At 69.2% G+C, this 21626-nt stretch carries 21 protein-coding genes; 12 read left to right on the top strand and 9 right to left on the bottom strand.

The features are described 5' to 3' along the window. Positions 1-4 precede the first annotated feature (4 nt). Positions 5-697, top strand: coding sequence for a TetR/AcrR family transcriptional regulator (locus D4739_RS11585; RefSeq protein WP_120061875.1), 693 nt, complete (start codon positions 5-7; stop codon positions 695-697). A 25-nt stretch (positions 698-722) separates the two neighbouring features. On the opposite strand, the gene D4739_RS11580 is transcribed toward D4739_RS11585, so the two are convergent. From D4739_RS11580 to D4739_RS11565, 4 genes are read right to left on the bottom strand one after another with little or no spacing between them, the layout of a single operon-like run. Beyond that, on the bottom strand, positions 723-1466 hold the full coding sequence (locus D4739_RS11580; RefSeq protein ID WP_220699280.1) for a hypothetical protein: 744 nt from the start codon (positions 1464-1466) through the stop codon (positions 723-725). 10 nt (positions 1467-1476) lie between these two features. Then, positions 1477-2331: an alpha/beta fold hydrolase gene (locus D4739_RS11575; RefSeq protein WP_120060764.1), complete on the bottom strand. Its 855-nt coding sequence runs from the start codon at positions 2329-2331 to the stop codon at positions 1477-1479. After that, complete coding sequence (locus D4739_RS11570; RefSeq protein ID WP_120060763.1) at positions 2328-3257, bottom strand: SDR family NAD(P)-dependent oxidoreductase; 930 nt, start codon at positions 3255-3257, stop codon at positions 2328-2330. Before D4739_RS11570 ends, D4739_RS11575 begins: the two co-directional genes overlap by 4 nt. Beyond that, positions 3254-4501, bottom strand: a complete 1248-nt coding sequence (locus tag D4739_RS11565; protein WP_120060762.1) for an NADH:flavin oxidoreductase/NADH oxidase family protein — start codon at positions 4499-4501, stop codon at positions 3254-3256. The genes D4739_RS11570 and D4739_RS11565 overlap by 4 nt, the downstream gene beginning before the upstream one ends. A 90-nt stretch (positions 4502-4591) precedes the next feature. Here D4739_RS11565 and D4739_RS11560 point away from each other — a divergent pair, with 90 nt between their 5' ends. Together D4739_RS11560 and D4739_RS11555 are read left to right on the top strand one after the other, a co-directional pair. Beyond that, complete coding sequence (locus tag D4739_RS11560) at positions 4592-5206, top strand: TetR/AcrR family transcriptional regulator (protein ID WP_120060761.1); 615 nt, start codon at positions 4592-4594, stop codon at positions 5204-5206. After that, positions 5203-6195 carry an NADP-dependent oxidoreductase gene (locus tag D4739_RS11555; RefSeq protein ID WP_120060760.1) on the top strand — a complete coding sequence of 331 codons (993 nt, stop codon included), beginning with the start codon at positions 5203-5205 and terminating at the stop codon, positions 6193-6195. The genes D4739_RS11560 and D4739_RS11555 overlap by 4 nt, the downstream gene beginning before the upstream one ends. 86 nt (positions 6196-6281) lie before the next feature. On the opposite strand, the gene D4739_RS11550 is transcribed toward D4739_RS11555, so the two are convergent. From D4739_RS11550 to D4739_RS11540, 3 genes are all read right to left on the bottom strand, one after another. Beyond that, the gene (locus tag D4739_RS11550; protein ID WP_147384899.1) at positions 6282-6656 is read right to left on the bottom strand and encodes a hypothetical protein; all 375 of its coding nucleotides are present in this window, start codon (positions 6654-6656) and stop codon (positions 6282-6284) included. Positions 6657-6780: 124 nt separating this feature from the next. Then, positions 6781-7707: an MBL fold metallo-hydrolase gene (locus D4739_RS11545; protein WP_182920395.1), complete on the bottom strand. Its 927-nt coding sequence runs from the start codon at positions 7705-7707 to the stop codon at positions 6781-6783. After that, a complete protein-coding gene (locus tag D4739_RS11540; protein ID WP_182920394.1) occupies positions 7688-8023 on the bottom strand; it encodes a winged helix-turn-helix transcriptional regulator in 336 nt (111 codons plus the stop codon). The genes D4739_RS11545 and D4739_RS11540 overlap by 20 nt, the downstream gene beginning before the upstream one ends. A 160-nt stretch (positions 8024-8183) precedes the next feature. Between D4739_RS11540 and D4739_RS11535 the strand changes: the two genes are divergently transcribed. Both D4739_RS11535 and D4739_RS17215 read left to right on the top strand, forming a co-directional pair. Next, positions 8184-9059, top strand: coding sequence for an MBL fold metallo-hydrolase (locus tag D4739_RS11535; protein ID WP_182920393.1), 876 nt, complete (start codon positions 8184-8186; stop codon positions 9057-9059). Between the two features lie 4 nt (positions 9060-9063). Further along, complete coding sequence (locus D4739_RS17215; protein ID WP_238473623.1) at positions 9064-11184, top strand: MBL fold metallo-hydrolase; 2121 nt, start codon at positions 9064-9066, stop codon at positions 11182-11184. A 75-nt stretch (positions 11185-11259) separates the two neighbouring features. Here D4739_RS17215 and D4739_RS11525 read toward each other — a convergent pair whose 3' ends face one another. Together D4739_RS11525 and D4739_RS11520 are read right to left on the bottom strand one after the other, a co-directional pair. After that, a complete protein-coding gene (locus D4739_RS11525) occupies positions 11260-12102 on the bottom strand; it encodes an enoyl-CoA hydratase/isomerase family protein (RefSeq protein ID WP_120060755.1) in 843 nt (280 codons plus the stop codon). A gap of 137 nt (positions 12103-12239) precedes the next feature. Beyond that, positions 12240-13268, bottom strand: a complete 1029-nt coding sequence (locus D4739_RS11520) for an AraC family transcriptional regulator (RefSeq protein WP_120060754.1) — start codon at positions 13266-13268, stop codon at positions 12240-12242. 103 nt (positions 13269-13371) lie between these two features. On the opposite strand from D4739_RS11520, the gene D4739_RS11515 reads away from it, so the two are divergent. From D4739_RS11515 to D4739_RS11485, 7 genes are all read left to right on the top strand, one after another. Then, positions 13372-14334, top strand: coding sequence for an AraC family transcriptional regulator (locus D4739_RS11515; RefSeq protein ID WP_120061872.1), 963 nt, complete (start codon positions 13372-13374; stop codon positions 14332-14334). A 131-nt stretch (positions 14335-14465) separates the two neighbouring features. Continuing rightward, positions 14466-15371 carry an alpha/beta hydrolase gene (locus D4739_RS11510; RefSeq protein WP_120060753.1) on the top strand — a complete coding sequence of 302 codons (906 nt, stop codon included), beginning with the start codon at positions 14466-14468 and terminating at the stop codon, positions 15369-15371. 72 nt (positions 15372-15443) lie between these two features. After that, on the top strand, positions 15444-17387 hold the full coding sequence (locus tag D4739_RS11505) for an acetoacetate--CoA ligase (RefSeq protein WP_120060752.1): 1944 nt from the start codon (positions 15444-15446) through the stop codon (positions 17385-17387). An 88-nt stretch (positions 17388-17475) separates the two neighbouring features. Beyond that, entirely contained in the window at positions 17476-17940 is a 465-nt protein-coding gene (locus D4739_RS11500) for a tautomerase family protein (RefSeq protein ID WP_120060751.1), read from the top strand. 118 nt (positions 17941-18058) lie between these two features. Beyond that, entirely contained in the window at positions 18059-19276 is a 1218-nt protein-coding gene (locus tag D4739_RS11495; protein ID WP_120060750.1) for an acetyl-CoA C-acetyltransferase, read from the top strand. 99 nt (positions 19277-19375) lie between these two features. After that, positions 19376-20800, top strand: coding sequence for an MFS transporter (locus tag D4739_RS11490; protein ID WP_120060749.1), 1425 nt, complete (start codon positions 19376-19378; stop codon positions 20798-20800). Positions 20801-20828: 28 nt separating this feature from the next. Beyond that, positions 20829-21626 carry an enoyl-CoA hydratase/isomerase family protein gene (locus tag D4739_RS11485; protein WP_182920392.1) on the top strand — a complete coding sequence of 266 codons (798 nt, stop codon included), beginning with the start codon at positions 20829-20831 and terminating at the stop codon, positions 21624-21626.

The following is a 21626-nucleotide window of genomic DNA, read 5'->3' as shown; positions in this document are numbered from 1 at the left end:
CGGCATGGCGAGAGATTCCACGGTGACCGACAGCCCCTCCAACGGGATAGCCGAGCGACTCATCGAGGCCGCGGTCGCCATGCTCGCCGAGGAGGGCCCCTCGGCGATCAAGGCCAGGACGGTGGCTGCGCGAGCCGGCATGTCGAGCATGGTCGTCTACAACTACTTCGGAGGCATCCCCGAGCTGCTCAGCGCGGTGGAGGACCACGGCTTCAACCAGCTCGGCGAGGCTTTCGCAGCGGTCGGCGCGAGCGAGGATCCCGTGGCCGACCTGTTCACGATGGCACTCACCACGCTGGCCTACGCACGGGCTAACCCGCACCTGTACGACGCGATGTTCGGCCTCTCGACTCGTGCGACCTATCGACCCACACCCGCCAAGGGCGAACGCCGAGCCGGTCACTCCCCCGCGTTCAACGCGGCATACGCCCATGTGATCGAGGCAGCCGAGAGACTCCGCACAGTTGGCGAGCTCACGATCGACCACCCGGCCGCCGCGGCCGGCGCAATGTGGAGCTACGTCCACGGCTACATCACCCTCGAGCTGTCCAACCACTTCGCCGAGTTCGCCGACCCGGTCCGTCAGGTGCTGGTCCCGATGGGGGTCACGTTCTGCGTCGGCCTCGGGGCCGACCGTGCCTCGGCCCTCGCCTCGCACGAGACCGCGCTCCGGCGTGCCTGGCACCCGGGACCCTGACCCGCCCGGGTGCCTTCGGCACGAGCTACATCCCGGCCCGGTTGGCCTCGGGCAGCTTCGGGTACGGCGGCTTGTCGATGCCGAGCGTGCCCGAGCAAGCCAGCGGCCTGGCCTGCAGGAAGACGCTGGCGCGATGGGTGCTCTGCTTCAGTGCATGGGTCATCGCGCTCGCGTGGCCGCCCTTCTTGTAGGCGAAGTCCTGGGCGAGGGCGTAGGTCCGCCACAGGCTGATCGAGGTGTGCTCGTAGGGCAGCTGGGAGGAGATGTCGATGCTGCCGCGATGCCCGGGGTGGTGGGCAGCCCGGCTGGCCGCATGCACGTTGTTGCGCAGGAACTCCATGAGTCGGCCGCGCCGGAGGATGCCGTGCACGATGGCGATCATGGGCTCGCCGTCGATGAGCGGCTCGGCCCCAGCAGCGCTCGGCTTCCAGCCGTGCCAGTGGTCGCGCTCGGAGTCCGTCCCGATCTTCACGCGCACGATCTCGGCGTCGAGGCTGAAGCGCCCCGGGCCATCGACCGCCCACCGCAGTGGGCCGGCGAAGGCCGCCTCGGCCGCGTCCGCCGACTCCCACGCCGCAACGAGGGCGACCCCGCCCGGCAGCACCCGCGGAGCCAGGCTGTGCGTGCCGTTGTTGGCGTGGTTCACGGTCGAGCCCCGAAGGCCGTCGATCCCGTCGTCGATCGCCCGCCGGAGACTGCGTCGCCACCTGATCCGCCCACCCGGCGGGCGAAGGAAAGCATCGATGGTCAGGAAGTCAGGGGTGCTCATCAAGGCCCGCTCAGGACGCTGCCGCTGCGGACCCGGCGCCCAGGAAGTCGAGGACCTCCGGCACGAACTCCTGGTGGTACTGGAAGACGCCGCCATGGCCGGAATCCGGGTAGATCCGCAGCCGGCTGTCGGGCAGCCGCGCAGCCATGTCCTTCGAGTGCTCACTGGCGACCATCAGGTCCTTGTCCCCATTGGCGACGAAGACCGGGATCGTGATCTGCGACAGGTCGTCCTTCGCGTGCATCCCGGCCGTGGTGATGGCCTTCAGCTGGGCGAGACGCGCCTGCGAGGAGATCGGCTTGTCGCGACCGACCGTCCGCTCCCCGAGCCGCTCGAAGTAGGCGTTGGCCGCCTTCTTGCCGACCGTCGTGCGCGGAAAGAAGAGGAAGTGGCGCGGGTCCTTCCGCAGCAGGAACGCCTTCGCGTAGGCACCACCGACGATGAAGGGCATCTTCCAGATCCCGCCGCCGCCGCGGGGGCCGCTGCCGGCGACGACCATGCGGCGTACGAGGTCGGGAGCCTGGAGGGCGACCATCTGGGCGACGGCGCCGCCGAGCGAGAAGCCGATCAGGTCGACCTGCTCGTGCCCGAGCGCACGGATGAAGGCGATCGCGTCGGCACCCATGTGCTCGATGTCGGTGGGCACCTTGCCGCCGGTCGCGCCGACACCGCGGTTGTCGAAGGCGATCACGTGGTGCTGCGACGCGACGCCGTCGAGGACGCGCGGGTCCCAGTCGTCGAGGACGGCGGTGAAGTGGTGCAGGAACACCACCGGTACGCCGCCACGCTTGCCGAGCTCGCGGTAGGCGAACGAGGTGCCGTTGACGTCGATCGTCTTGTTGGGGGTGGACTTCCAGGTGGTCATGCGCGTGCCTTCTTTCGGGTGGTGGCCTGTCGAGTCGAGCTCCGTCGAGGTGCGGGCATTTCCGCTCCAGGTCGGGGTGCGGCGACACCGCGGGCGTCGAGCCGCGCGAGGACGTCGAGGATGCGGCGGTCGCTGGCGAACCGGGCGTCGAGGGCAGGGCCGAGCAGCCCGCGCAGCGCGGAGACCGGACGCCACAGCGCCGGACGGATGACGCGGCTGGATCGGACTTCGAGCCCGTCGGCGATGGCTGTCGCGGCAACGGCTGGAGTGATCCGCTTGAGCATGGGCTTGGGGAGCGTCCTGAGCAGCTCCATGACCATCGGGTCCTCGTCGACGCCACGGGCGATCATGTCGGTCTGCACCAGCGAGAAGAACGCCGTGAGGACAGACACGCCGTGGTCCGCGAGCTCGACGCGCAACCCGCGCCCCAGCTGCTCCACGGCCGCCTTGCTCATGGCGTACGGGATCGTCCCCATGCCGTTGACGAACGCGAAGACCGAGCTGATCAGCACGATCTGGCCCTGGCTCGCGATCACGGCCTCCAGACCGGCGGCCACCGTGTTGGCGACACCGGTGACGTTGACCGCGAGGGTCGCCTCAAGGTCGGCGATCGGGGTGTTGCGCAGGGTCGCCGCCTTGGCCAGCAGGCCGGCGTTGGCGATCACGATGTCCAGGCGCCCGAAGCGCTCGAGGGTCTGCGCGACGGCCGCATCGAGCGATGCCCGGTCACGGACATCGGCGACGCAGCCCAGCGCCATCTGCGCGTTGAGCTCGGCGGCACGCTGCGGCGTCTCCGGGGCCAGGTCCGCGATCACCACCCGGGCTCCGCGGCTCAACAGCTCGCGCGCGGTGGCGTTTCCGATGCCACCGTTGCCGCCGGTGATGAGAACGACCTTGCCGGCGAGGTCGTAGGCCTGGCGGGTCATGCGACACCACGGCGCGGCTTGAAGGAGATCCGCCCGTTGCGACGCAGCATCGACAGCGCCGAGACCAGCGGACCGCGGTTGAGGTCCGGCTCGAGGCCGCGGGCGAGGCGGTGCATCTGGTCCTCGTTCCAGGTCAGGTTGAGGATCCCGTCGAGGGCCTTGAGGTCGGCGAACCGGCCGATCACCCGGCGCATGCCGGTCTGGATCTCGTGCGTGATCAGGGTCTCCGTGTGACCGCCGAGGATCGCGTCGGCAGCGTCGGTCGTGGTGACGGTCGGGCGACCGATCCCGACGACCTCGCAGTCGCCTGCGGCGAGCGCCTCCTCCATGCCAGCCCGGGTCCGGAACCCGCCGGTGACGGCCAGCGGGACGGTGCCGGCCTCACGGCGTACGGACCGGGCGTAGTCGAGGAAGTAGGCCTCGCGGGCCCGGGTCGAGGGCGACTCCGAGCCGGACATCGCCGGCGACTCGTAGTTGCCGCCGCTGACCTCGATCAGGTCGACGTCCTCCTGGGCGAGTGCTGCGACGACGGCGCGGGAGTCGTCCTCGGTGAAGCCGCCGCGCTGGAAGTCGGCTGAGTTGAGCTTGACCGCGACGGCGAAGCCGGGGCTGACCCGGGCACGCACGCGGCGTACGACCTCAAGCAGGAAGCGCATCCGCCGGGTCGGGTCACCGCCCCACTCGTCGTCGCGCAGGTTGGTCAGCGGCGAGAGGAACTGCGTGACCAGGTAGCCGTGAGCGGCGTGGATCTGTACGCCGTCGAACCCGGCGTCCTCGCAGACCTCCGCCGCGGCAGCGAACCGCTCGATGATCTCCTCGATCTCGGCGGAGGTGAGGGCGCGCGGGGTGGCGGCGCCCGGAAGGGCCAGAGGTACGGCGCTCGGCGCGACCGGCTGGTGGCCGATGTTGAGGAGGTTGGACTGGCGGCCGGGGTGGTTCAGCTGGGCGAAGATCGCCGCTCCCCCGTCGTGGGCCGCCTTGGACCAGGCCGTGAGCTGCGGCAGGGCCCGGTCGTCCTCGATCACGATGTTGCCCGGCTCGCCGAGGTGCGCCCGGTCGACCATCACGTTGCCGGTGATCAGGAGGCCGTAACCACCCTGCGCCCACCGGCGGTAGAGCGTCACGATCCGCTCGTCGGGCGAGTTGTCGCCATCCCCGAGGGCCTCGCTGAGGGCGGCCTTCGCGATGCGGTTGCGCAGTCGCAGACCGGACGGGAGTTCGAGCGGATCGTTGAGCGAGGCCATGGGATGCTCCAGTTCGTGATTGCAGTACGTTCGTAATAGTATGGTCGTACTGCTAAAGTTCTGACAAGCCCCCGGAAGGAGATCCACGTCATGGCCCGCTACAGCCCGGAGCACAAGGAAGCCACCCGCCGCCGGATGATCGAGACCGCCGGCCGTCGGTTCAAGAGCGATGGCATCGACGGCTCCGGCATCGCGACCCTGGTCGCGGACGCCGGCCTGACCAACGGCGCCTTCTACGGCCACTTCTCCTCGAAGGACGACCTCATCGCCTCCGTCGTCGCGCAGCAGCTCGAGGACCAGGTCGCGGTGGTCAACTCCCTGCCCCCGGGGCTCGAGTCGGTCGAGGGGTTCCTGCGTTGGTACCTCTCCCCCGACCATCGCGCTGATCTTGCCGGCGGCTGCCCGTCCGCAGCGCTGCTGGACGAGATCGGCCGTTGCGACGTGGCTGTCCGGGAGGCCTACACCGACGGGGCTGCCGCGATGATCCAGGCGATCGTCCGCCACCTCGACGGGGGCGACGCGCAGCGCACCGAGGAGCGTGCGATCGGGCTCTTCTCGCTGCTGGTCGGCTCACTCCAGGCCGCCCGCGCCGTGACCGACCCCGAGCTGTCCGACCGCATCCTCGCCGCGGCGTACTCCAATGCGATGACCCTCGCCACGGCTCCACTCACCTCCGCACGCCCCACAGATCAGGACACCGAATGAAGGCCTTCGTCGTCACCCACTACGGCCCCGATGGACTGGAGGCGGCCGAGGTCCCGGCGCCGGAGGTCGGCCCCCACGACGTGCTCGTCGAGGTGCGGGCGGCGAGCATCAACCCGCTCGACAAGATGGTCCGCAACGGCGAGTTCAAGCAGCTGATCAAGTACAAGCGGCCGTTCGTTCTCGGCCACGACGTCGCCGGAGTCGTGACCCGCGTGGGTGGCGAGGTCCACGACTTCAAGGTCGGCGACGAGGTCTGGTCCCGTCCGCGCGACCTGCGGATCGGGACCTTCGCCGAGCAGATCGCCATCGACGCCGCTGACGTCGCCCTGAAGCCGACGTCACTCTCGTTCGAGGAGGCCGCCGCCGTCCCGCTCGTCGCCCTCGCCGCCTGGCAGGCCCTGGTCGACGTCGCTGCCATCAGGGCCGGCCAGAAGGTCCTGGTCCACGCCGGCGCCGGCGGCCTCGGCTCCACCGTGATCCAGGTCGCGAAGCACCTCGGTGCGTACGTCGCGACGACGGCCAGCACCAGGGACATCGAGAAGGTCCGCGACCTCGGCGCCGACGAGGTCGTCGACTACACGCAGGCCGACCTCGCCGATGTCCTGTCGGGGTACGACGTCGTGGTGGACTCGCTCGGTCTCGCCAGCCTCGAGAAGTCGCTGACCGTGCTCAAGCCCGGTGGCCTGGCAATCAGCGTCGTCGGTCCACCCGATCCCCACTTCGCAGTGCAGCTCGGCCAGCCGGTCCTCAAGCCGGTCATGGCGATCATGAGTCGCAAGATCCGCTCCCGCGCGAGGAAGCACGGCGTGCGCTACTCGTTCCTCTTCATGAAGGCGAGCGGCGCGCAGCTGACGACGCTCGCTGCGCTCTACGACACCGGCATCCTCCGCCCGGTCCTCGACCGCACCTTCGGTTTCGCGGAGACGATCGAGGCGATGGCCTACGTCGAGCAGGGCAAGGCCAAGGGCAAGATCGTGGTCACTCGCTGACGAGCGCCCATGGAGCGCCAATCCGCAGGGCACGGCGAACAGCGGGAGGAAGAGAGCTGCGTTCGCCCAGCAGGAGTTGGGCGCGTTCAGGTCCAGCCTTCGAATCGGTCGACGAAGTCGCCGAACTGGCCCAGCACCATCCGGGCGCACACACGACAGGCCTGACGCTCCAGGGGATTGACCTCAAGGCCCCAGAACACATGCCAGGCGACCGCATACTCGCCGCAGGCGGTGAGCAGGCCCCCGTTCTCCTTGAAGTGAAACGTGCCCCAGGGAGCCCTGCCACGGGAGACGGACGCGGGCTTTTGATGCGGCGCCGTGACGAGCCACCCGCCGCCTGAGCACCCGGCGCCCGGGCGACACCGGCCTTCCCGGGAGGCACGCACGGCCCTCTCGGAAAGCAGCGGCACCACGACGGCGGCCTGGTCCGTGTCTCGGACGCCAAGGCGCTGCGAAGGCACCCTGCGAAGGCCAGCACTCCGGCGCGGAGAGGGCAGGTCGATGACCGAGGCCGACCCCGGAGCTCCCTCGACGGTCATCGTTGCCGGTCCTTGTGCCGCCAGCCGCGGCCATCACACGCGGTCATCAGGCGTGGCAGCTCAGCGGCTTGCCGCCGTTGAAGATGACCATGTCCTCGAGTGCCGCCACGGCGTCGAGCGGAGTCCCCCACTGCTCGCCCCGCGCCTCCGAGTACGCGCGGTGGAGGTTCCCGACGATCCGCTCGTAGTCGAGGAGATCCGCGAACTCGCCGAGGTCGGTTTCACGGGCGGCCTCGAGCGGGGTGAGGCCAGCCGCGATGCCGTCGGCGGCAACCTGCTGCACGAACCGGAGGTAGCTGGTCACCTCTCCGAAGATCTCCGGCCCACTGACCGGACCATGACCGGGAACGATCGTCTCGGCACCGAGCTCCTCGACGGCGGACAGGGTCTGCAGCATGCCGCCCAGCGAGCCCTGGAAGATGAACGGCGTGACATCGCGAAAGAGGAGATCTCCCGCGAAGAGGACCTTGCGCTCGGGCAGCCAGGCCACCGCATCGTTGTTCGTGTGCGCCGGCACGCCCATGTGCATCACCTTGCACGCGAGGTCATCGACGTAGACCGTCACGGACTCGTCAAAGGTCAGGAAAGGTGGCGCGAGCTCGATGTCGCCCCACTCGACCTCGGTCCAGAACGGCGCGGACCTCGGCGTGCCCCAGGCCTGGATGGCAGCGCGCGACCGCTCCTGGCCCACGATGGTGGCTTCGGGAAACAGGTAGTTCCCGAAGGTGTGGTCACCGTGGTGGTGGGTGTTGATCAAGGTGCGGACGGGCTGATCGCTGAGGTCATCGATCGCGTCCAGATACGCCCGGGTGCGGGCTTCCGTCGAGCAGGCATCGATGCTCACGACTCCGCGTGAGCCAACCAGAAAGCCGGTGTTGTTGATCCACCAGCTCCCGTCGCCCTGGATGTAGGCGTAGACGCCCGAGCTCACTTCAACGGTCTTGCCGAAGCAGTCACGATCCCTGGATGCCACCACCGGCTCCTCTCCTGCCCTCCACCGAGGACGACTGCCAGCGCGCTGACCACTGCCGCATCGCCATCAGGACGGGGACGAGGTCGCGTCCCTTGTCGGTGAGCGCGTACTCGAACCGATCCGGCCCGCTCTGGTAGCGCTCCCGGGTCATGACTCCGTCGGCGACGAGGTGGCGCAACCGAAGCGTCAACACGTGCCGGGAGATCCCGAGAGCAGCCTGGAAGTCGTTGAACCTGCGGATCCCGAGCAGGGACTCGGCCACCAGCTCGACATCCCAGGGGCTCGCAAAGACGTTCACACGACCGTGATCGGCCACCACGGGCTCCTTTCGTCACTGCATGCGCAGGTCCACTTCTCGCAGCGTCGATCGGCGCAGGAACCGCACGCAAGAGGACCGACCGACCGTGGCGGTGCCGTACCAATGCCGGGCACGGTCGTCCTACTGGCCGCCGCGCACGGATTCCTACGGTGGTGCAATGACCACACGACGACTGACATACGAGGTGCTGGTCGTGGATGGCCAGCCGATCCCCGGTCGCCCTGCGCCCGACGGGTCGCCGAGCATGTGGTCGCCCACGTCAGCGACGTTGATCTGCGGTGATCACAGCGCGGTCCTCATCGATGGCCTCACCACCCGCGAGCACGCGCAGGCCCTCGTCGACTGGATCGCACGGCGCGGCCTCAGGCTGCAGACGATCTACATCACCCATGGGCACGGCGACCACTTCTTCGGCCTCGGACCGCTCGTCGCGCAACACCCCGGCGTCCAGGTCGTCGCGCTGCCCGAGGTCATTGCGCACATGGAGGAGCAGACCTCCCCGGCGGTGTACGACGCTCTGTGGCGGCCACTCTTCGGCGAGCAGATCCCCGACGAGATCGTCGTGGCCTCCCCGCTGGAGGGCAACGTGATCGAGCTCGAGGGACACGAGCTGGTCGTGCACCGCGCGGGCCACACCGACCGCTCGGACACGACGTACGTCCACGTCCCCGACCTGGATCTCGTGGTGGCCGGCGACATCGTCTACAACGGCGTCTTTCCCTACACCGTCGAGACCGATCGCGCCTCGCGCGAGGAATGGCGCACAGCGCTCGCCGACATCGCAGCACTCGGGCCGCAGCACGTCGTCGCGGGCCACAAGGCTCCGACCGCCAGTGACGATCCCCGGCACGTCACCGAGACCCGCAAGTTCCTCGACGACCTCGACGCTGCGCTCGACTCGGGCTCGCCTGCCGAGGAGATCTTCGACAGCCTGATCGAGACGCACCACGAGCGGCTCAACCGGACCGCGCTGTGGGTCGGCATCAGCTTCAACATCCGGGACCGCGACCGTCCAACCGCCAACAAGGAATGACCCCATGCGTGCAGTGATCTACTCCGAGAACGGACCGTCGTCGGTCCTCAGTGTTGTTGACCGGCCCGATCCCGAGCCCGGGCCGGGTGAGGTGCGGGTGCGCGTCCTGCGGTCGGGGATCAACCCCACGGACTGGAAGTTCCGCTCGCGCTTTCCCCAGCCGTACGACGAGATCGTGCCCGGTCAGGACGGCGCCGGCCTCGTCGACGCCGTCGGCGAGGGGGTCGATGAGTTCTCGGTCGGCGACCGGGTCTGGCTCGTCCTCGCCCAGCACGGCCGCGCCCACGGCACCGCCGCCGACCACACGGTGCAGCCGGTCGAGCGCGTCTTCGCGCTGCCGGCTGGAGCTGACTTCGACCTCGGCGCGTCACTCGGCGTGCCCGCGATCACCGCTCACCGCGCGTTGACCTGTGCCCAGGACGGCCCGACTCGTCTTGCGCCCGGGGCTCTCACCGACCACGTCGTGCTCGTCGCGGGAGGCGCCGGAGCGGTCGGCAACGCCGCGATCCAGCTGGCCCGCTGGGCGGGCGCCACAGTCATCACCACCGTCTCCGGCGATGAGAAGGCAGCCCTGGCCACCACAGCCGGTGCACATCACGTCGTCAACTACCGCACCACCGACGCGGCAGCCGAGATCCGCACCATCGCACCCGGTGGCGTTGACCTCGTGGTGGAGGTAGCGCCCGCCCAGAACAACGCGCTCGACCTCGCCGTCCTGCGCAACCACGGGACAGTGGCCATCTACGCCGACAACGGCGGCGGCACCCTCGCGGCTCCCCTCCTGCCGGCCATGTGGCTCAACGTGCGCTACCAGTTCGTGCTGCTCTACCCACTCGATCCGGAGCTGCTCCGGGCTGCCGCCGAGGACGTGAACGCCGCCGTGGCATGCGGCGCACTGCGCGTCGGCGAGCAGGCCGGTCTCCCCCTGCACCACTTCCCTCTCGAGCAGACCGCGGTCGCCCACGACGCCGTGGAGGCCGGGGCGATCGGCAAGGTCCTGGTCGATGTCAGCGAGCCGGAGCAGCGCGACGTACCAGCTGCGACTCCGTTCAGCACCACGCCCACCGCGTACGCCGTCTCGCCGGACTCCGGCCGGCACTGGGCGGATGAGGGCGCGTGGCCGGTGGCGCCGGGCATCCACCGGATCCCGCTGCCCTTGCCGTCGGACGTCCTGAAAGCCGTCAACGTCTACGCGATCGAGACCCCGTCCGGCCTCACCCTCGTGGATGGCGGCTGGGCCATCAAGGACGCGCGCGAAGTGCTCGAGCGAAGCCTCGGCCTGATCGGCGCCGGCTTCGGCGACATCGACCGGTTCCTGGTCACGCACGTGCACCGCGACCACTACAGCCTGGCGGCCGAGATCGGCGAGGAGTACGGCGCGGACGTCGCCCTCGGCGCCGACGAGAAGGCCACCCTCGACCTGCTCAACGACCAGGGGCGTCCACGGGAGGAGACCCCGTTCTTCGCGAGCCTGGTCAGCGCGGGTGCCGAGGACCTGGCCCGACAGTGGAACAACCTCCACGGCGCCGTGCCCGCCCAGACCGAGTGGCGGTATCCGGACACCTGGCTGGAGGGCGACCACGCGATCGCCGTCGGTGCCCGGACCCTCGACGCGGTCCACACGCCGGGCCACACGGCGGGCCATTACGTCTTCGCGGAGAAATCAGCCGCGCTGCTGTTCGCGGGCGACCACGTCCTCCCGACCATCACTCCGTCGATCGGCTTCACCCAGCCGCCGGCACCCGACCCGCTGGGCGACTTCATGGCCTCGCTGACCAAGGTTCGGGCACTCCCCGACCTGAGGCTGCTGCCCGCCCACGGGCCGGTGGCGCCGTCGACCCACGCCCGCATCGACGAGTTGCTCGCGCACCACGAGGTGCGCCTGACCAAGAGCCTCGCGACCCTCCTCGCCCGTCCCCTCACCGCGTTCGAGGCCGCCCACCAGCTCGGCTGGACCCGGCACGAGCGCTCGTTCGACGAGCTCGACCAGTTCAACCAGGGCATCGCGGCGATGGAGACCAAGGCGCACCTGGAGCTGCTCGTCGCACGTGGTCTCGCCACGCGCGCGATCTCGCCTGAGGGCGTGGTGTTGTTCACCCACACCGGCCGCGGAGCAGCGCGCTGAGAGACGCTGAAAGACGAAAGACCACGGGCCCCACGCTTTTCTGCGTGGGGCCCGTGGTCTTTGAGCTGAGGGCTGTCACATGCCGATGCTCGCCGGGAACGGGCCGTTCTCGATGAAGTCACGGCGCTTCTCGTAGGACAGCTCGAGGAAGTTGATCATCGCCGCCTTGGCGTCGTCGGACTGCATGGCCTCCATCCAGAACAGGCTCTCCATCTCGAAGCCGGCCTGGATGTTGGTGTCGAAGCCCTTGTAGATCGAGGCCTTGGCCTTGGCGATGCCGACGGGCGGGATCTGCGCGATCTCGCGCGCGATCTCGAGGGCGCGCGCCGGGGCGTCGTCGACGAGCTCGGAGGTGATGCCCATCTCCTGGGCCTCCTCCGGCGTCACCACACGGCCGCGCAGGATCATGTTGACGGCCTTGCCCAGGCCGATGAGGCGCGAGAGGCGCTGGCTTCCGCCCGCGCCCGGGATGATGCCGAGGCGGACCTCGGGCTGGCCGTAGCGGTAGTCGCCACGCTCGCCGATGCGGATGTCGCACGCGAGCGCCAGCTCCTGGCCGCCGCCCATCGTGTCGCCGTTGAGTGCCGCGATGGTCACCTTCGGCAGCGCCGCGATCTGGTCCAGCAGCGCCTTGAACTGACGCACGACCTCAGCTGCGTAGCGGGAGGTCTCGGGGGCCTTGACGACGAGCTCGTAGAGCTCCTCGACGGCGAAGTGGGTGAAGTTGCCGACCTCCTCGGGCTTCGACTGGAAGACGATCGCGCGGTACTTCGGGTCAGACATCACCGGGACCAGCTTGCCGAGCTGGTCGAGGCTGTTGACGTTGAGGTAGTTCAGGGGGGCGGACGAGAAGGTCACGACCAGGACGCCGTCGGCATCCTCCAACGTGAACTGTTCCGTGGATTCCGGCAGAGACATGAGCAAACGCCTTTCGTTGTGGGGCTGTCTCTGCAGGCTATGAATCGCCAGACCGCCTCACTAGAACGGCTGCGCCTCCCCGTGGGACGGCTGCGCCCGCCCTGCTGGAAGCGGCTCGCACCGAGCCGATCGACGGGTCAGCGGGAGGCGTCGTCCGCGTCGCGGCGTAGCGCAGAAGGCGACGTGCCGAACCATCGCTGCACAGCCCGGGTCAGGCTCGACTGCTCGCGCAACCCGACCTGGACCGCGATCTGCGAGAACGACATCTTGGTCGTCCTGATCAGCTTGCGTGCCTGCTCGCGGCGAACCCGGTCGACGAGTTCCTTGAACCCGGCCCCCTCAGCGACCAGGAGCCGCTGGAGCGATCGCGGGTGCAGGCTCAGCAAGCGAGCAACCTTGGCGAGGTCGGGCCGGTCCGGCCCGGGCTGGCCCTCGAGAATTGCGAGGACGAGGTCAGTCATCGGGACCTCGTCCTGGCCGAAGTGGGACTCCAGGAAATCGACAGCGATGTCCCGCAGCACCTCGTTGCCACCGACGACCGGGACGCCCAGAAGCTGCCTCGGAATCCGCAGGATCGCTTCAGGGCTGTCGAACGACACGTCGGCACCGAAGTACTCCCGATAGACCGCCTCGGGCGCGATCCTCCCGTGTGGCAGCTGCACTGACCGCAGCCCGTAGGACCCACCACCGCTGACCACCGACACCACCCGGTGGACCAGACCCAGGCCGTAGTCGATCGACTGCGGCGACACCGTGCCCGTCGTACTCGCGTAGCGAAGTGCGACGAGCGACTGGTTCCCCAGCGGGTCCGCGATCACCTCGTGCGACAGCGCCGGACTGAGCACGAACAGGAACCGGTCCGCCGAAAGAAGAGCGTCCCCGACGGTCGCCGCGTTCTCCATCGCGATCGCCAGCGGACCCAGGATGTGCAGGTCCTGCTGGGCGGCCATGCGGAGGCCGAGGTCAGGCACACCGAGACGGCTCGCGCCGTCCTCCAGGAGCTGCTCGACCCTTCGCAGGCTGACGAAAGCGTCGTGCTGGGCGATCTGCTCGGCATCGAATCCGTACGCCGCGAGGAGCGCGTCGCCCTCGCCGCCGAGCTCGGTGACCAGCGCCGGAAGACCGCGCAGGATGCCCGCCCGAATCGGCAGGTCACTGTCGCGCAAGGCCAAATCCTTGTCGTCTGAAGGCAAGTAACGGACGTCACATCGAAGCACACTTCAAGAGAACGATGAAGTCGAGTCCGACCGCAGGAGCAACACCGTGACCATGACCCAAGTCCGATCCGCACCCCCTTCCGTCGCGAAGCAGGGAACCTCGTTCGACGAGCTCGACGCGCGCTGGCGCGACGCCGTCCACGACCGCCTCGCACCCATGGACCTGAGATCCACCGGAGCGATCCCGGGGGTCGGCTCACTGGAGGCGCGGGACCTGGGCGACCTGCTGATCACGGACTGGCAGTGCCCCGAGGCCGAGGGCGTGCGGAGCACCTCCGCAGCCAGGAACGACGCCGACGCACTCGTGCTGTTCACCGTGACGACGGGTCGCCAGATCATCCAGACGCCCGAGAAGACCGTGGTCCTGCGACCCGGCGTGCTCCTGGTGATGAGCACCCGCGCCACGGGAAACTTCGTCATCCCGGAGGCTGCGACCAAGCGCACCCTCCGAGTGCCGCTCACGGCCCTGGCTCCCTACGACACCGGGGTGGGCATCCCGGACTTCCTGTTGCTGGACACGAGGGAGAACCGGCTGGCACAGCTGACCCAGGACTTCATGTCCGGGGTCGATGCCCAGCTCGACCGGCTGACGCCGACCGAGGTCGAGGGCGCACGGGGCGCACTGCTGACCCTGATCGCCGGGATGATCCGCTCGGGGCACGCGCCCGACGTCAACGAGACCGACTTCCTGCCCTTCCTGCGCAAGCAGATGGAGCGGTGGATCGCCGATCACGTGACCGAGGGCGTGATCCGGGTCGGTGACCTGGCCGCGGCGTACAACGTCGCGGCGCGCACCGTCCACCGCGCCTTCGCGGCGACGGGCGACACCATGGGATCGGTCGTCCGCGCCCACCGACTCGCAGCGGCGCGCAACGACCTGGTGCACACAGCAGCGTCCGTCGCCGCCATCGCGCACCGATGGGGTTTCTGCGACGCGAGCCACCTCGGGCGTGAGTTCCGCCGGGAGTTCGCGATGTCTCCGGGTGACTACCGGGCAGCTCACGGCATCGCCTGACCCAGCTCGCAGCGGCCCCCGCCGATGGGATGGCGCTCCGATTCCACCCGCGGGCGCAACCGTCCTATGAGGCGGGGGTCACATTTTTCTACCTTCGAAGTGTCCGAGACACAAGAGAAGGCGGCACTGACATGACTCGCGAGAACATCGAATTCACCGGCGAAGCCGGGGTCACCCTGCGTGGTTGGTTCTACCCGGCGGAGAACGCCACGGGCCCCGCTCCCACCGTCGTGATGACGCACGGGATGACGGCGGTCAAGGAGCTCTACCTCGACGACTACGCGGAGTACTTCGCGGCCGCTGGCCTCAACGTGGTCGTCTACGACCACCGCAACTACGGCGAGAGCGACGGCCTCCCCCGCCAGGAGACCGACCCGATCCTCCAGCACCGCGACATCCGCAACGCGATCAGCTACGCCAGCACGCGGCCCGAGGTCGACGCCGCGCGGATCGGCGTGTGGGGCACCAGCTTCGCCGGCGGCCACGCCCTCCTCGTCGCGGCGATCGACAAGCGGGTCAAGGCCGTCGTGTCCCAGGTGCCGTTCATCTCGGGCTCCAAGTCCTTTGCGGCACAGGTCCCCCTCGGTCACGCAGCTCACGTCCGCGACCAGTTCAACGGCGACCGGCTGAACCGGTTCACCGGTGGCGAGCCCGCGATTCTTGCGGCAGTGACGGACGACCCTGCCGGTCAGGCGATGATGCCGGCCCCCGACGCCTACGAGTGGTTCACCAAGGGCGCCGCCAACCGCGCACCCAACTGGAAGAACGAAGTCACCGCCCGCAGCCTGGAGTGGGCCTCGGAATACGAGCCGGGCAGCTACATCAGCCGGATCTCGCCGACTCCCCTTCTGATGCTCGTCGCCGACAACGACACAGTCGCTCCCTTCCAGTTCGCGCTCGACGCCTTCGAGGAGGCCCGCCAGCCCAAGGAGCTGAAGGTCGTCTCCGGTGGCCACTTCGACGCCTACGGCGGCCCGGGCTTCGAGGAGTGCGCTTCCGCGGCGCGCGACCACTTCGTCAAGCACCTCGGCGCCTGATCGAGCTCGATGATGAGTACCGCTACCGACCGCCCCGATCCCACCGGCCTCGCCGGGGATCTTGGCGCGGTCATGAGGCCCGCCTTCGAGGGCGACGAGCTGGCCGCGACCGGGCTCGGCAAGTACGTCGCGTGGCTCGCGGACCGCGGCCAGCACTTCGCGACGTACAGCGAGCTGTGGGCCTGGTCCGTCGAGGACCTCGAAGGCTTCTGGACCTCCATCTGGGACCACTTCGAGGTTCCCGGCTCCCAGGGCAACTGTGTCCTCCCCGACCGGACGATGCCGGGCGCCAGCTGGTTCCCGACCGCACGGTTGAACTATGCGGAGACGATCCTCGGCACGATCGAGGATCCCGACCGCGTGGCCATCGTGGGTCGCTCGCAGGCCCGCGGGCCCGTCGAGCTCACCTTCGGCGAACTGGCAGAGGAGGTGCGCCGCGCCCGGGCGGCTTTCCGCTCCCTGGGCGTCCGCAAGGGTGACCGCGTCGTCGGCTACCTGCCGAACATCCCGGAGGCGGTGGTGGCGATGCTCGCCACCGTCTCCCTCGGGGCGACCTGGGCCTGCTGTCCGCCCGAGTTCGGCGTGAAGAGCGTCGTCGACCGGCTGGCGCAGCTCGAGCCGAGGCTCCTCCTGGCCGTCTCCGGCTACAACTACGGCGCCAAGGAGGTGGACCGGGCCGCCGAGCTGCAGACCATCCGCGACGCGCTGCCGACGGTGGAGAACGTCGTGGGTCTCACCTACGGGGTCCACGAGGTCAGCAACGCCCATGACTGGACGTCGCTACTCGCGGAGCAGGGTGCCGACGAACCGCTCGAGTTCGAGCCGGTCTCGTTCGACCACCCGCTGTGGACCCTCTTCTCCTCCGGGACGACGGGCCTGCCCAAGGCGGTCGTCCACAGCCACGGCGGCATCACGCTGGAGCACCTCAAGCTCCATGCGCTGCACCTCGACACCCGGTCCGGTGACCGCGTGATGCTGATGAGCACCACCGGCTGGACCGTGTGGAACTGCATGGTGAGCGCGCTCATGGTCGGGGCCAGCATCGTGGTGACGGACGGCAACCCGTTCTTCCCCGAGCTCGAGGAGCCGTGGCGGATCGCGGCCGAGACCGGAGTGACCAACTTCGGCACCAGCCCGGGCTACCTCATGGCCTGTCGGACCGAGTCGGTGCGACCCGCCGACAGGTTCGACCTGAGTGCGCTCCGCACCCTCGGCGTGACCGGCGCTGTGCTTCCTCCCGAGGCCTACGACTGGATCTACGACGTCCTGCCCGGCGAGGTGTACCTGAACTCGATGAGCGGTGGCACGGACATCTGCTCGAACTTCGTGTCGGGCAATGCCTGGGTCCCGGTCTACCGGGGCGAGCTGTCCGCACCGGCTCTCGGTTCCGACGTGGCGGCCTTCAACGACGACGGTCTTTCCGTCGTCAACCAGGTCGGGGAGCTCGTCGTACGTGCCCCGATGCCGTCGATGCCCGTGGCGTTCTGGAACGACAACGGCATGGAGCGCTACCTCGCGGCGTACTTCGACATCTATCCAGGCATCTGGCGCCACGGCGACTGGGTCACGGTCTCCGACCGCCAGAGCGTCGTGATCCAGGGTCGCTCCGACGCCACCCTCAACCGCGGTGGCGTCCGCATCGGGACCGCGGAGTTCTACAACCTCGTCGAGGCCCTTCCCGAGATCCAGGACAGCCTCGTCGTCCACCTCGAGGACGCCGCCGGCGGTCCGGGCGAGCTGATGCTCTTCGTCCAGCTCGCCGACGGCCACGAGATGAACGAGGACACCGTGAAGGCGCTCAAGGGCGTCATCCGCAAGGAGCTCTCGCCGCGCCACGTGCCCGACCTCGTCGCCGCAGTCCCGGCTGTGCCCCGCACCCTCACCGGCAAGAAGCTCGAAACACCCATCAAGAAGATCCTGGCCGGCGCCCCGCCGGAGCAGGTCGTCTCCCCGGGATCGGTCACCAACTACGACGCCATCGAGGCCTATCGAATCGCGGCCCTGGCCAGGGCGTGACTCCACCCCACCGACCCCACCCGACCCACCGAGGGTCACCCCGAACAGACCGCGTGGCGGGCTGAAATCACTCATCAGGAGGAATGCAATGCCGTACTGGGAAATCTTCACCCCCGAGGGCGCCTTCACGCCCGAGGACAAGGCGAACCTGTCCAAGGACCTCACGAAGGTGTACGTCGACTTCGTGAACCTTCCGGAGTTCTACGTCGTGATCCGCTTCCACGAGATGGCAGAGAACGAGATGTACGTCGGCGGCGTGCCGCAGACCAACTTCGTCCGGCTCGTGGTGGACCACATCGCCCGCCAGATGGACGACCCGGAGTTCCGCAAGCTGGCGATGTCGGTCTTCGAGGCGACCCTCGCTCCCTACATCCGCGACCGCGGCTACAACTGGGAGATCCACTTCGACGAGACGCCGGTCGACCTGTGGCGCGTCCAGGGCCTGGCCGGCCCGCCGGCCGAGTCCGACCTGGAGCGGCTCTGGGCCAAGGAGAACCGGCCGATCCCGTACGACGAGGAGACCCTGCTCCCCCTCGAGCCCATCGCTTCCTGACCAGCGTCCCCAAGACCGAGGACCTGGGGCACGGCGCGCACTCCGTGCCCCAGGACCTCATCCACCCATTCCCCGCACCACCTGGTCCGTCGACCATCACCACAGAGAGTGAACTCCCATGCCTGAAGCAGTCATCGTCGCCCACACCCGCTCCCCCATCGGACGCGCCTTCAAGGGCTCCCTGAAGGACATTCGCGCCGATGACCTGCTCACGCAGGTCCTCGCCTCCGTCCTCGCCGACGTCCCCGAGCTGTCGCCTGAGGAGATCGGCGACCTGATGGTCGGCTGCGGTCTCCCCGGCGGCGAGCAGGGCTGGAACATGGCCCGACGTGTCGCCGTGCAGCTCGGACTCGACACCGTCCCCGGCACCACGATCACCCGCTACTGCTCCTCCTCGCTCCAGACCACCCGCATGGCCTTCCACGCGATCAAGTCCGGCGAGGGCACCGCCTTCCTGTCGGCCGGCGTCGAGTCCGTCTCGAGCTTCGCTCGCGGCAGCTCGGACCACTTCCCGGGCACCGAGAACCCGCTCTTCATCGACGCGATGGCGCGCACCGCGGCCCGCAAGGCGAGCAACTCCCCGTGGCACGACCCGCGCGAGGACGGGCTCGTTCCCGATGTCTACCTCGACATGGGCGAGACCGCAGAGAACGTCGCCTCGGTCACCGGCATCTCCCGTGAGCGCCAGGACGAGTGGGCCCTGCGGTCCCAGCAGCGGGCAGCGGCGGCCATCGAACGTGGCCACTTCGCCTCCGAGATCACCGAGATCACGCTGGCCGACGGCACCGTCGTCTCCAACGACGACTGCCCGCGCCCCGGCACGACGTACGACGCGCTGGCCGGCCTCAAGCCGGTCTTCCGTGAGGGCGGCTCGGTCACCGCCGGCAACGCCTGCCCGCTCAACGACGGCGCAGCCGCACTCGTGATCATGTCCGACGTCCGCGCCCGCGAGCTCGGTCTGACCCCACTCGCCCGGATCATCTCGACCGGCGTCACCGGCCTATCGCCGGAGATCATGGGCCTCGGCCCGATCGAGGCGACCAAGCAGGCGCTCGCCCACGCCGGCATGAGCATCGGCGACATCGACCTTGCCGAGATCAACGAGGCCTTCGCGGTCCAGGTGCTCGGCTCCGCCGACGCGCTGAAGCTCGACGAGGACAAGCTGAACATCAACGGCGGCGCGATCGCGCTGGGCCACCCGTTCGGCATGAGCGGTGCCCGCATCACCGGCACCCTGATCAACAACCTGCGGTCGACCGACAAGACCATCGGTCTGGAGACGATGTGCGTCGGCGGTGGCCAGGGCATGGCCATGGTCATCGAGCGCCTCAACTGAGTCCCACGTGGGGCCCGGGCGCGTCATCCGCCCGGGCCTCATGTGTCCACACCTCCGGGCCCATCCGCCCGCCGCACCCACGCTCGCCCGAGGCCCGCCATGACGTCTTCCCCGACCCGCACAGTCAATCCATGGATCGTTCTCGCCATCGCGAGTGCGGCCACCTTCATGGTGATGCTCGATACGCAGGTGCTCTTCGTCGCCTTCGACGACATCCGGGCGAGCTTCCCGTCCGTCTCCTTCACCACGATGTCGTGGACGCTGTCGGCGTACACGATCGCGCTGGCCGCCACCCTGGTGACCGCGGGCCGCATGACGGACCGGTTCGGTCGCCGCCGCACCTTCGTCACCGGGCTGGTCGTCTTCACCACTGCATCGTTGCTCTGCGGACTCGCGCCGACACCGGGCCTGCTGGTTGCCTTCCGGGTGGTCCAGGCCTTCGGCGCCGCGGCGCTGATGCCTTCTTCGCTGGCCCTCGTGCTCTCCGTCTTCCCCTCTGCGCGGGTGCCCGTCGCCGTCGCCACGTGGGGCGCGGCCGGCGCCTTCGCCGCAGGTGTTGGCCCGACGGTCGGCGCCCTCCTCGTGGAGGGCTTCGGCTGGCGCTCGGTGTTCCTCGTCAACGTGCCCGTCGGGATCGTCGCGGTGGCGCTGTCGATCCGCCTCCTCCCCGAATCCCGTGAGGCGGTCCGCGAACGCTTCCCCGATGTGCTGGGCATCCTGCTCCTCGCCGGCTCACTCACCCTGCTGTCCCTCGGCATCGTGCAGAGTGAGCAATGGGGCGCGGTCTCGATCCCCACCGCCAGCGTCGTTGCCTGCGGCCTGGCTGTGCTCGCCTGGTTCGTCCGGCGTTCCCTGGCGGTGCCCCACCCGGCCCTCGACCTGAGCCTGTTCACGCGGCCGTCGTTCCGGTGGGCGAACATCACCACCGCGGTCTTCACGATCGGCTTCACCGCGATGTTCTTCGCGCTCATCCAGTTCATGACCACCGTGTGGCACTACAGCGTCGTCGAGACCGGCCTGGCGATGATGCCCGCTGCCTTCATCGTCATGGTGCTGGCTCCCTTCATGGGCCGCGTCGCCGCGAGGTACGGCCAGCGGCGGCTGCTGGTCCCGGGCGGGCTCGTCTACGCGGCGTCCGGCGCCTACCTGCTGTTCTCGCTCGACACCGACCCTGCCTGGGCCACCGATCTCCTGCCTGCCTCCTTGCTCACCGGGATCGGCGCCTCGCTGGTCCTCCCCCAGCTGACCAGCGCCGCCGTGCGCGAGCTCTCCTCCGACGAGTACGGCGCGGGCGCCGCGGTCAACCAGGCCATTCGACAGTTCGGCGCGACGTTCGGCATCGCCCTGACCGTGGCACTCCTCGCGGGCGCAACACCCTCCGACGCCGTCGAGCACTTCCAGCGAGTGTGGTCGCTGATCCTCGCCTGCGGAGTGCTGGCTTCGGTGGCCGCACTCGCCCTGCCCCGCGCGAGCCGTCCGGTCGCTCCGGATCCGGCCCCGGTCCCCGTCGGCACCACCAACTGACCCGATCAACCCCCACCAAGGAGAACCCGTGCCCGAGAACATCAACGACCGGATCAGCTACGACCTGGTCGAGCGGGTTGCCCGCATCGAGCTCACCCACAGCAAGGCGCACAACAGCCTCGACGGCCAGATGGGACAGGCCCTGTTGCTCGCCGCCGAGCGCGCCGCCGCCGACGTACGCCGCGGCGAAGCGCGCGTCGTGGTGCTCAGCGCCCAGGGGCGGGCCTTCAGCGTGGGCGGTGACCTGGCCGAGTTCGGCAGCTCGCCGGACCGAGGTGCCCAGGTGAAGGCGACGGCGGACGGGCTGCACGCCGGACTCGCCATCCTGCGGTCGTTGGACGTGCCCGTGGTCTCCGTGATCCAGGGGACGGCTGCCGGTGGTGGCCTCGGCATCGCACTGTGCGGTGACATCGTCCTCGCGGCCGCGGAGGCGAAGCTGGTCTTCGCCTACACCGCGTCCGGCCTCACCCCCGACTGCGGGCTGACCTCGATCGTCCCCCAACGGATCTCGTGGGTGCGCGCCATGGACCTCGCACTGACGAACCGCCTGATCACGGGTGCGGAGGCCGCCGAGTGGGGACTGGTCAGCCGGGCCGTGCCGGGCGCTGAGCTCGACGCGACCGTCGAGGCCGTCGTCGCCGATCTTCGCGACGGCGCAGCGACTGCCCTGGCCGACACGAAGCGCCTGATGGCTGCATCAGCGGACCGGGACTACGCCGAGCAGATGGACGAGGAGGCGGCCTCGATCGCGCGCAACATCGCGAGCCCGGACGGTGTTGAGGGCGTCGACGCCTTCCTCGCCAAGCGAAAGCCCGCCTTCAGCTGA

Origin of the sequence: Nocardioides cavernaquae, from assembly GCF_003600895.1 — a bacterium.
Taxonomy (GTDB): domain Bacteria; phylum Actinomycetota; class Actinomycetes; order Propionibacteriales; family Nocardioidaceae; genus Nocardioides; species Nocardioides cavernaquae.
Note: the sequence above shows the minus strand (reverse complement) of the source record. Positions and strands in the feature narration are given on the sequence as shown.

Coding starts and splice junctions, on each gene's coding strand:
- D4739_RS11585 (WP_120061875.1), top strand. CDS start 5: ATGGCGAGAGATTCCACGGTGACCGACAGCCCCTCCAACGGGATAGCC.
- D4739_RS11580 (WP_220699280.1), bottom strand. CDS start 1,466: ATGAGCACCCCTGACTTCCTGACCATCGATGCTTTCCTTCGCCCGCCG.
- D4739_RS11575 (WP_120060764.1), bottom strand. CDS start 2,331: ATGACCACCTGGAAGTCCACCCCCAACAAGACGATCGACGTCAACGGC.
- D4739_RS11570 (WP_120060763.1), bottom strand. CDS start 3,257: ATGACCCGCCAGGCCTACGACCTCGCCGGCAAGGTCGTTCTCATCACC.
- D4739_RS11565 (WP_120060762.1), bottom strand. CDS start 4,501: ATGGCCTCGCTCAACGATCCGCTCGAACTCCCGTCCGGTCTGCGACTG.
- D4739_RS11560 (WP_120060761.1), top strand. CDS start 4,592: ATGGCCCGCTACAGCCCGGAGCACAAGGAAGCCACCCGCCGCCGGATG.
- D4739_RS11555 (WP_120060760.1), top strand. CDS start 5,203: ATGAAGGCCTTCGTCGTCACCCACTACGGCCCCGATGGACTGGAGGCG.
- D4739_RS11535 (WP_182920393.1), top strand. CDS start 8,184: ATGACCACACGACGACTGACATACGAGGTGCTGGTCGTGGATGGCCAG.
- D4739_RS17215 (WP_238473623.1), top strand. CDS start 9,064: ATGCGTGCAGTGATCTACTCCGAGAACGGACCGTCGTCGGTCCTCAGT.
- D4739_RS11525 (WP_120060755.1), bottom strand. CDS start 12,102: ATGTCTCTGCCGGAATCCACGGAACAGTTCACGTTGGAGGATGCCGAC.
- D4739_RS11515 (WP_120061872.1), top strand. CDS start 13,372: ATGACCCAAGTCCGATCCGCACCCCCTTCCGTCGCGAAGCAGGGAACC.
- D4739_RS11510 (WP_120060753.1), top strand. CDS start 14,466: ATGACTCGCGAGAACATCGAATTCACCGGCGAAGCCGGGGTCACCCTG.
- D4739_RS11505 (WP_120060752.1), top strand. CDS start 15,444: ATGAGGCCCGCCTTCGAGGGCGACGAGCTGGCCGCGACCGGGCTCGGC.
- D4739_RS11500 (WP_120060751.1), top strand. CDS start 17,476: ATGCCGTACTGGGAAATCTTCACCCCCGAGGGCGCCTTCACGCCCGAG.
- D4739_RS11495 (WP_120060750.1), top strand. CDS start 18,059: ATGCCTGAAGCAGTCATCGTCGCCCACACCCGCTCCCCCATCGGACGC.
- D4739_RS11490 (WP_120060749.1), top strand. CDS start 19,376: ATGACGTCTTCCCCGACCCGCACAGTCAATCCATGGATCGTTCTCGCC.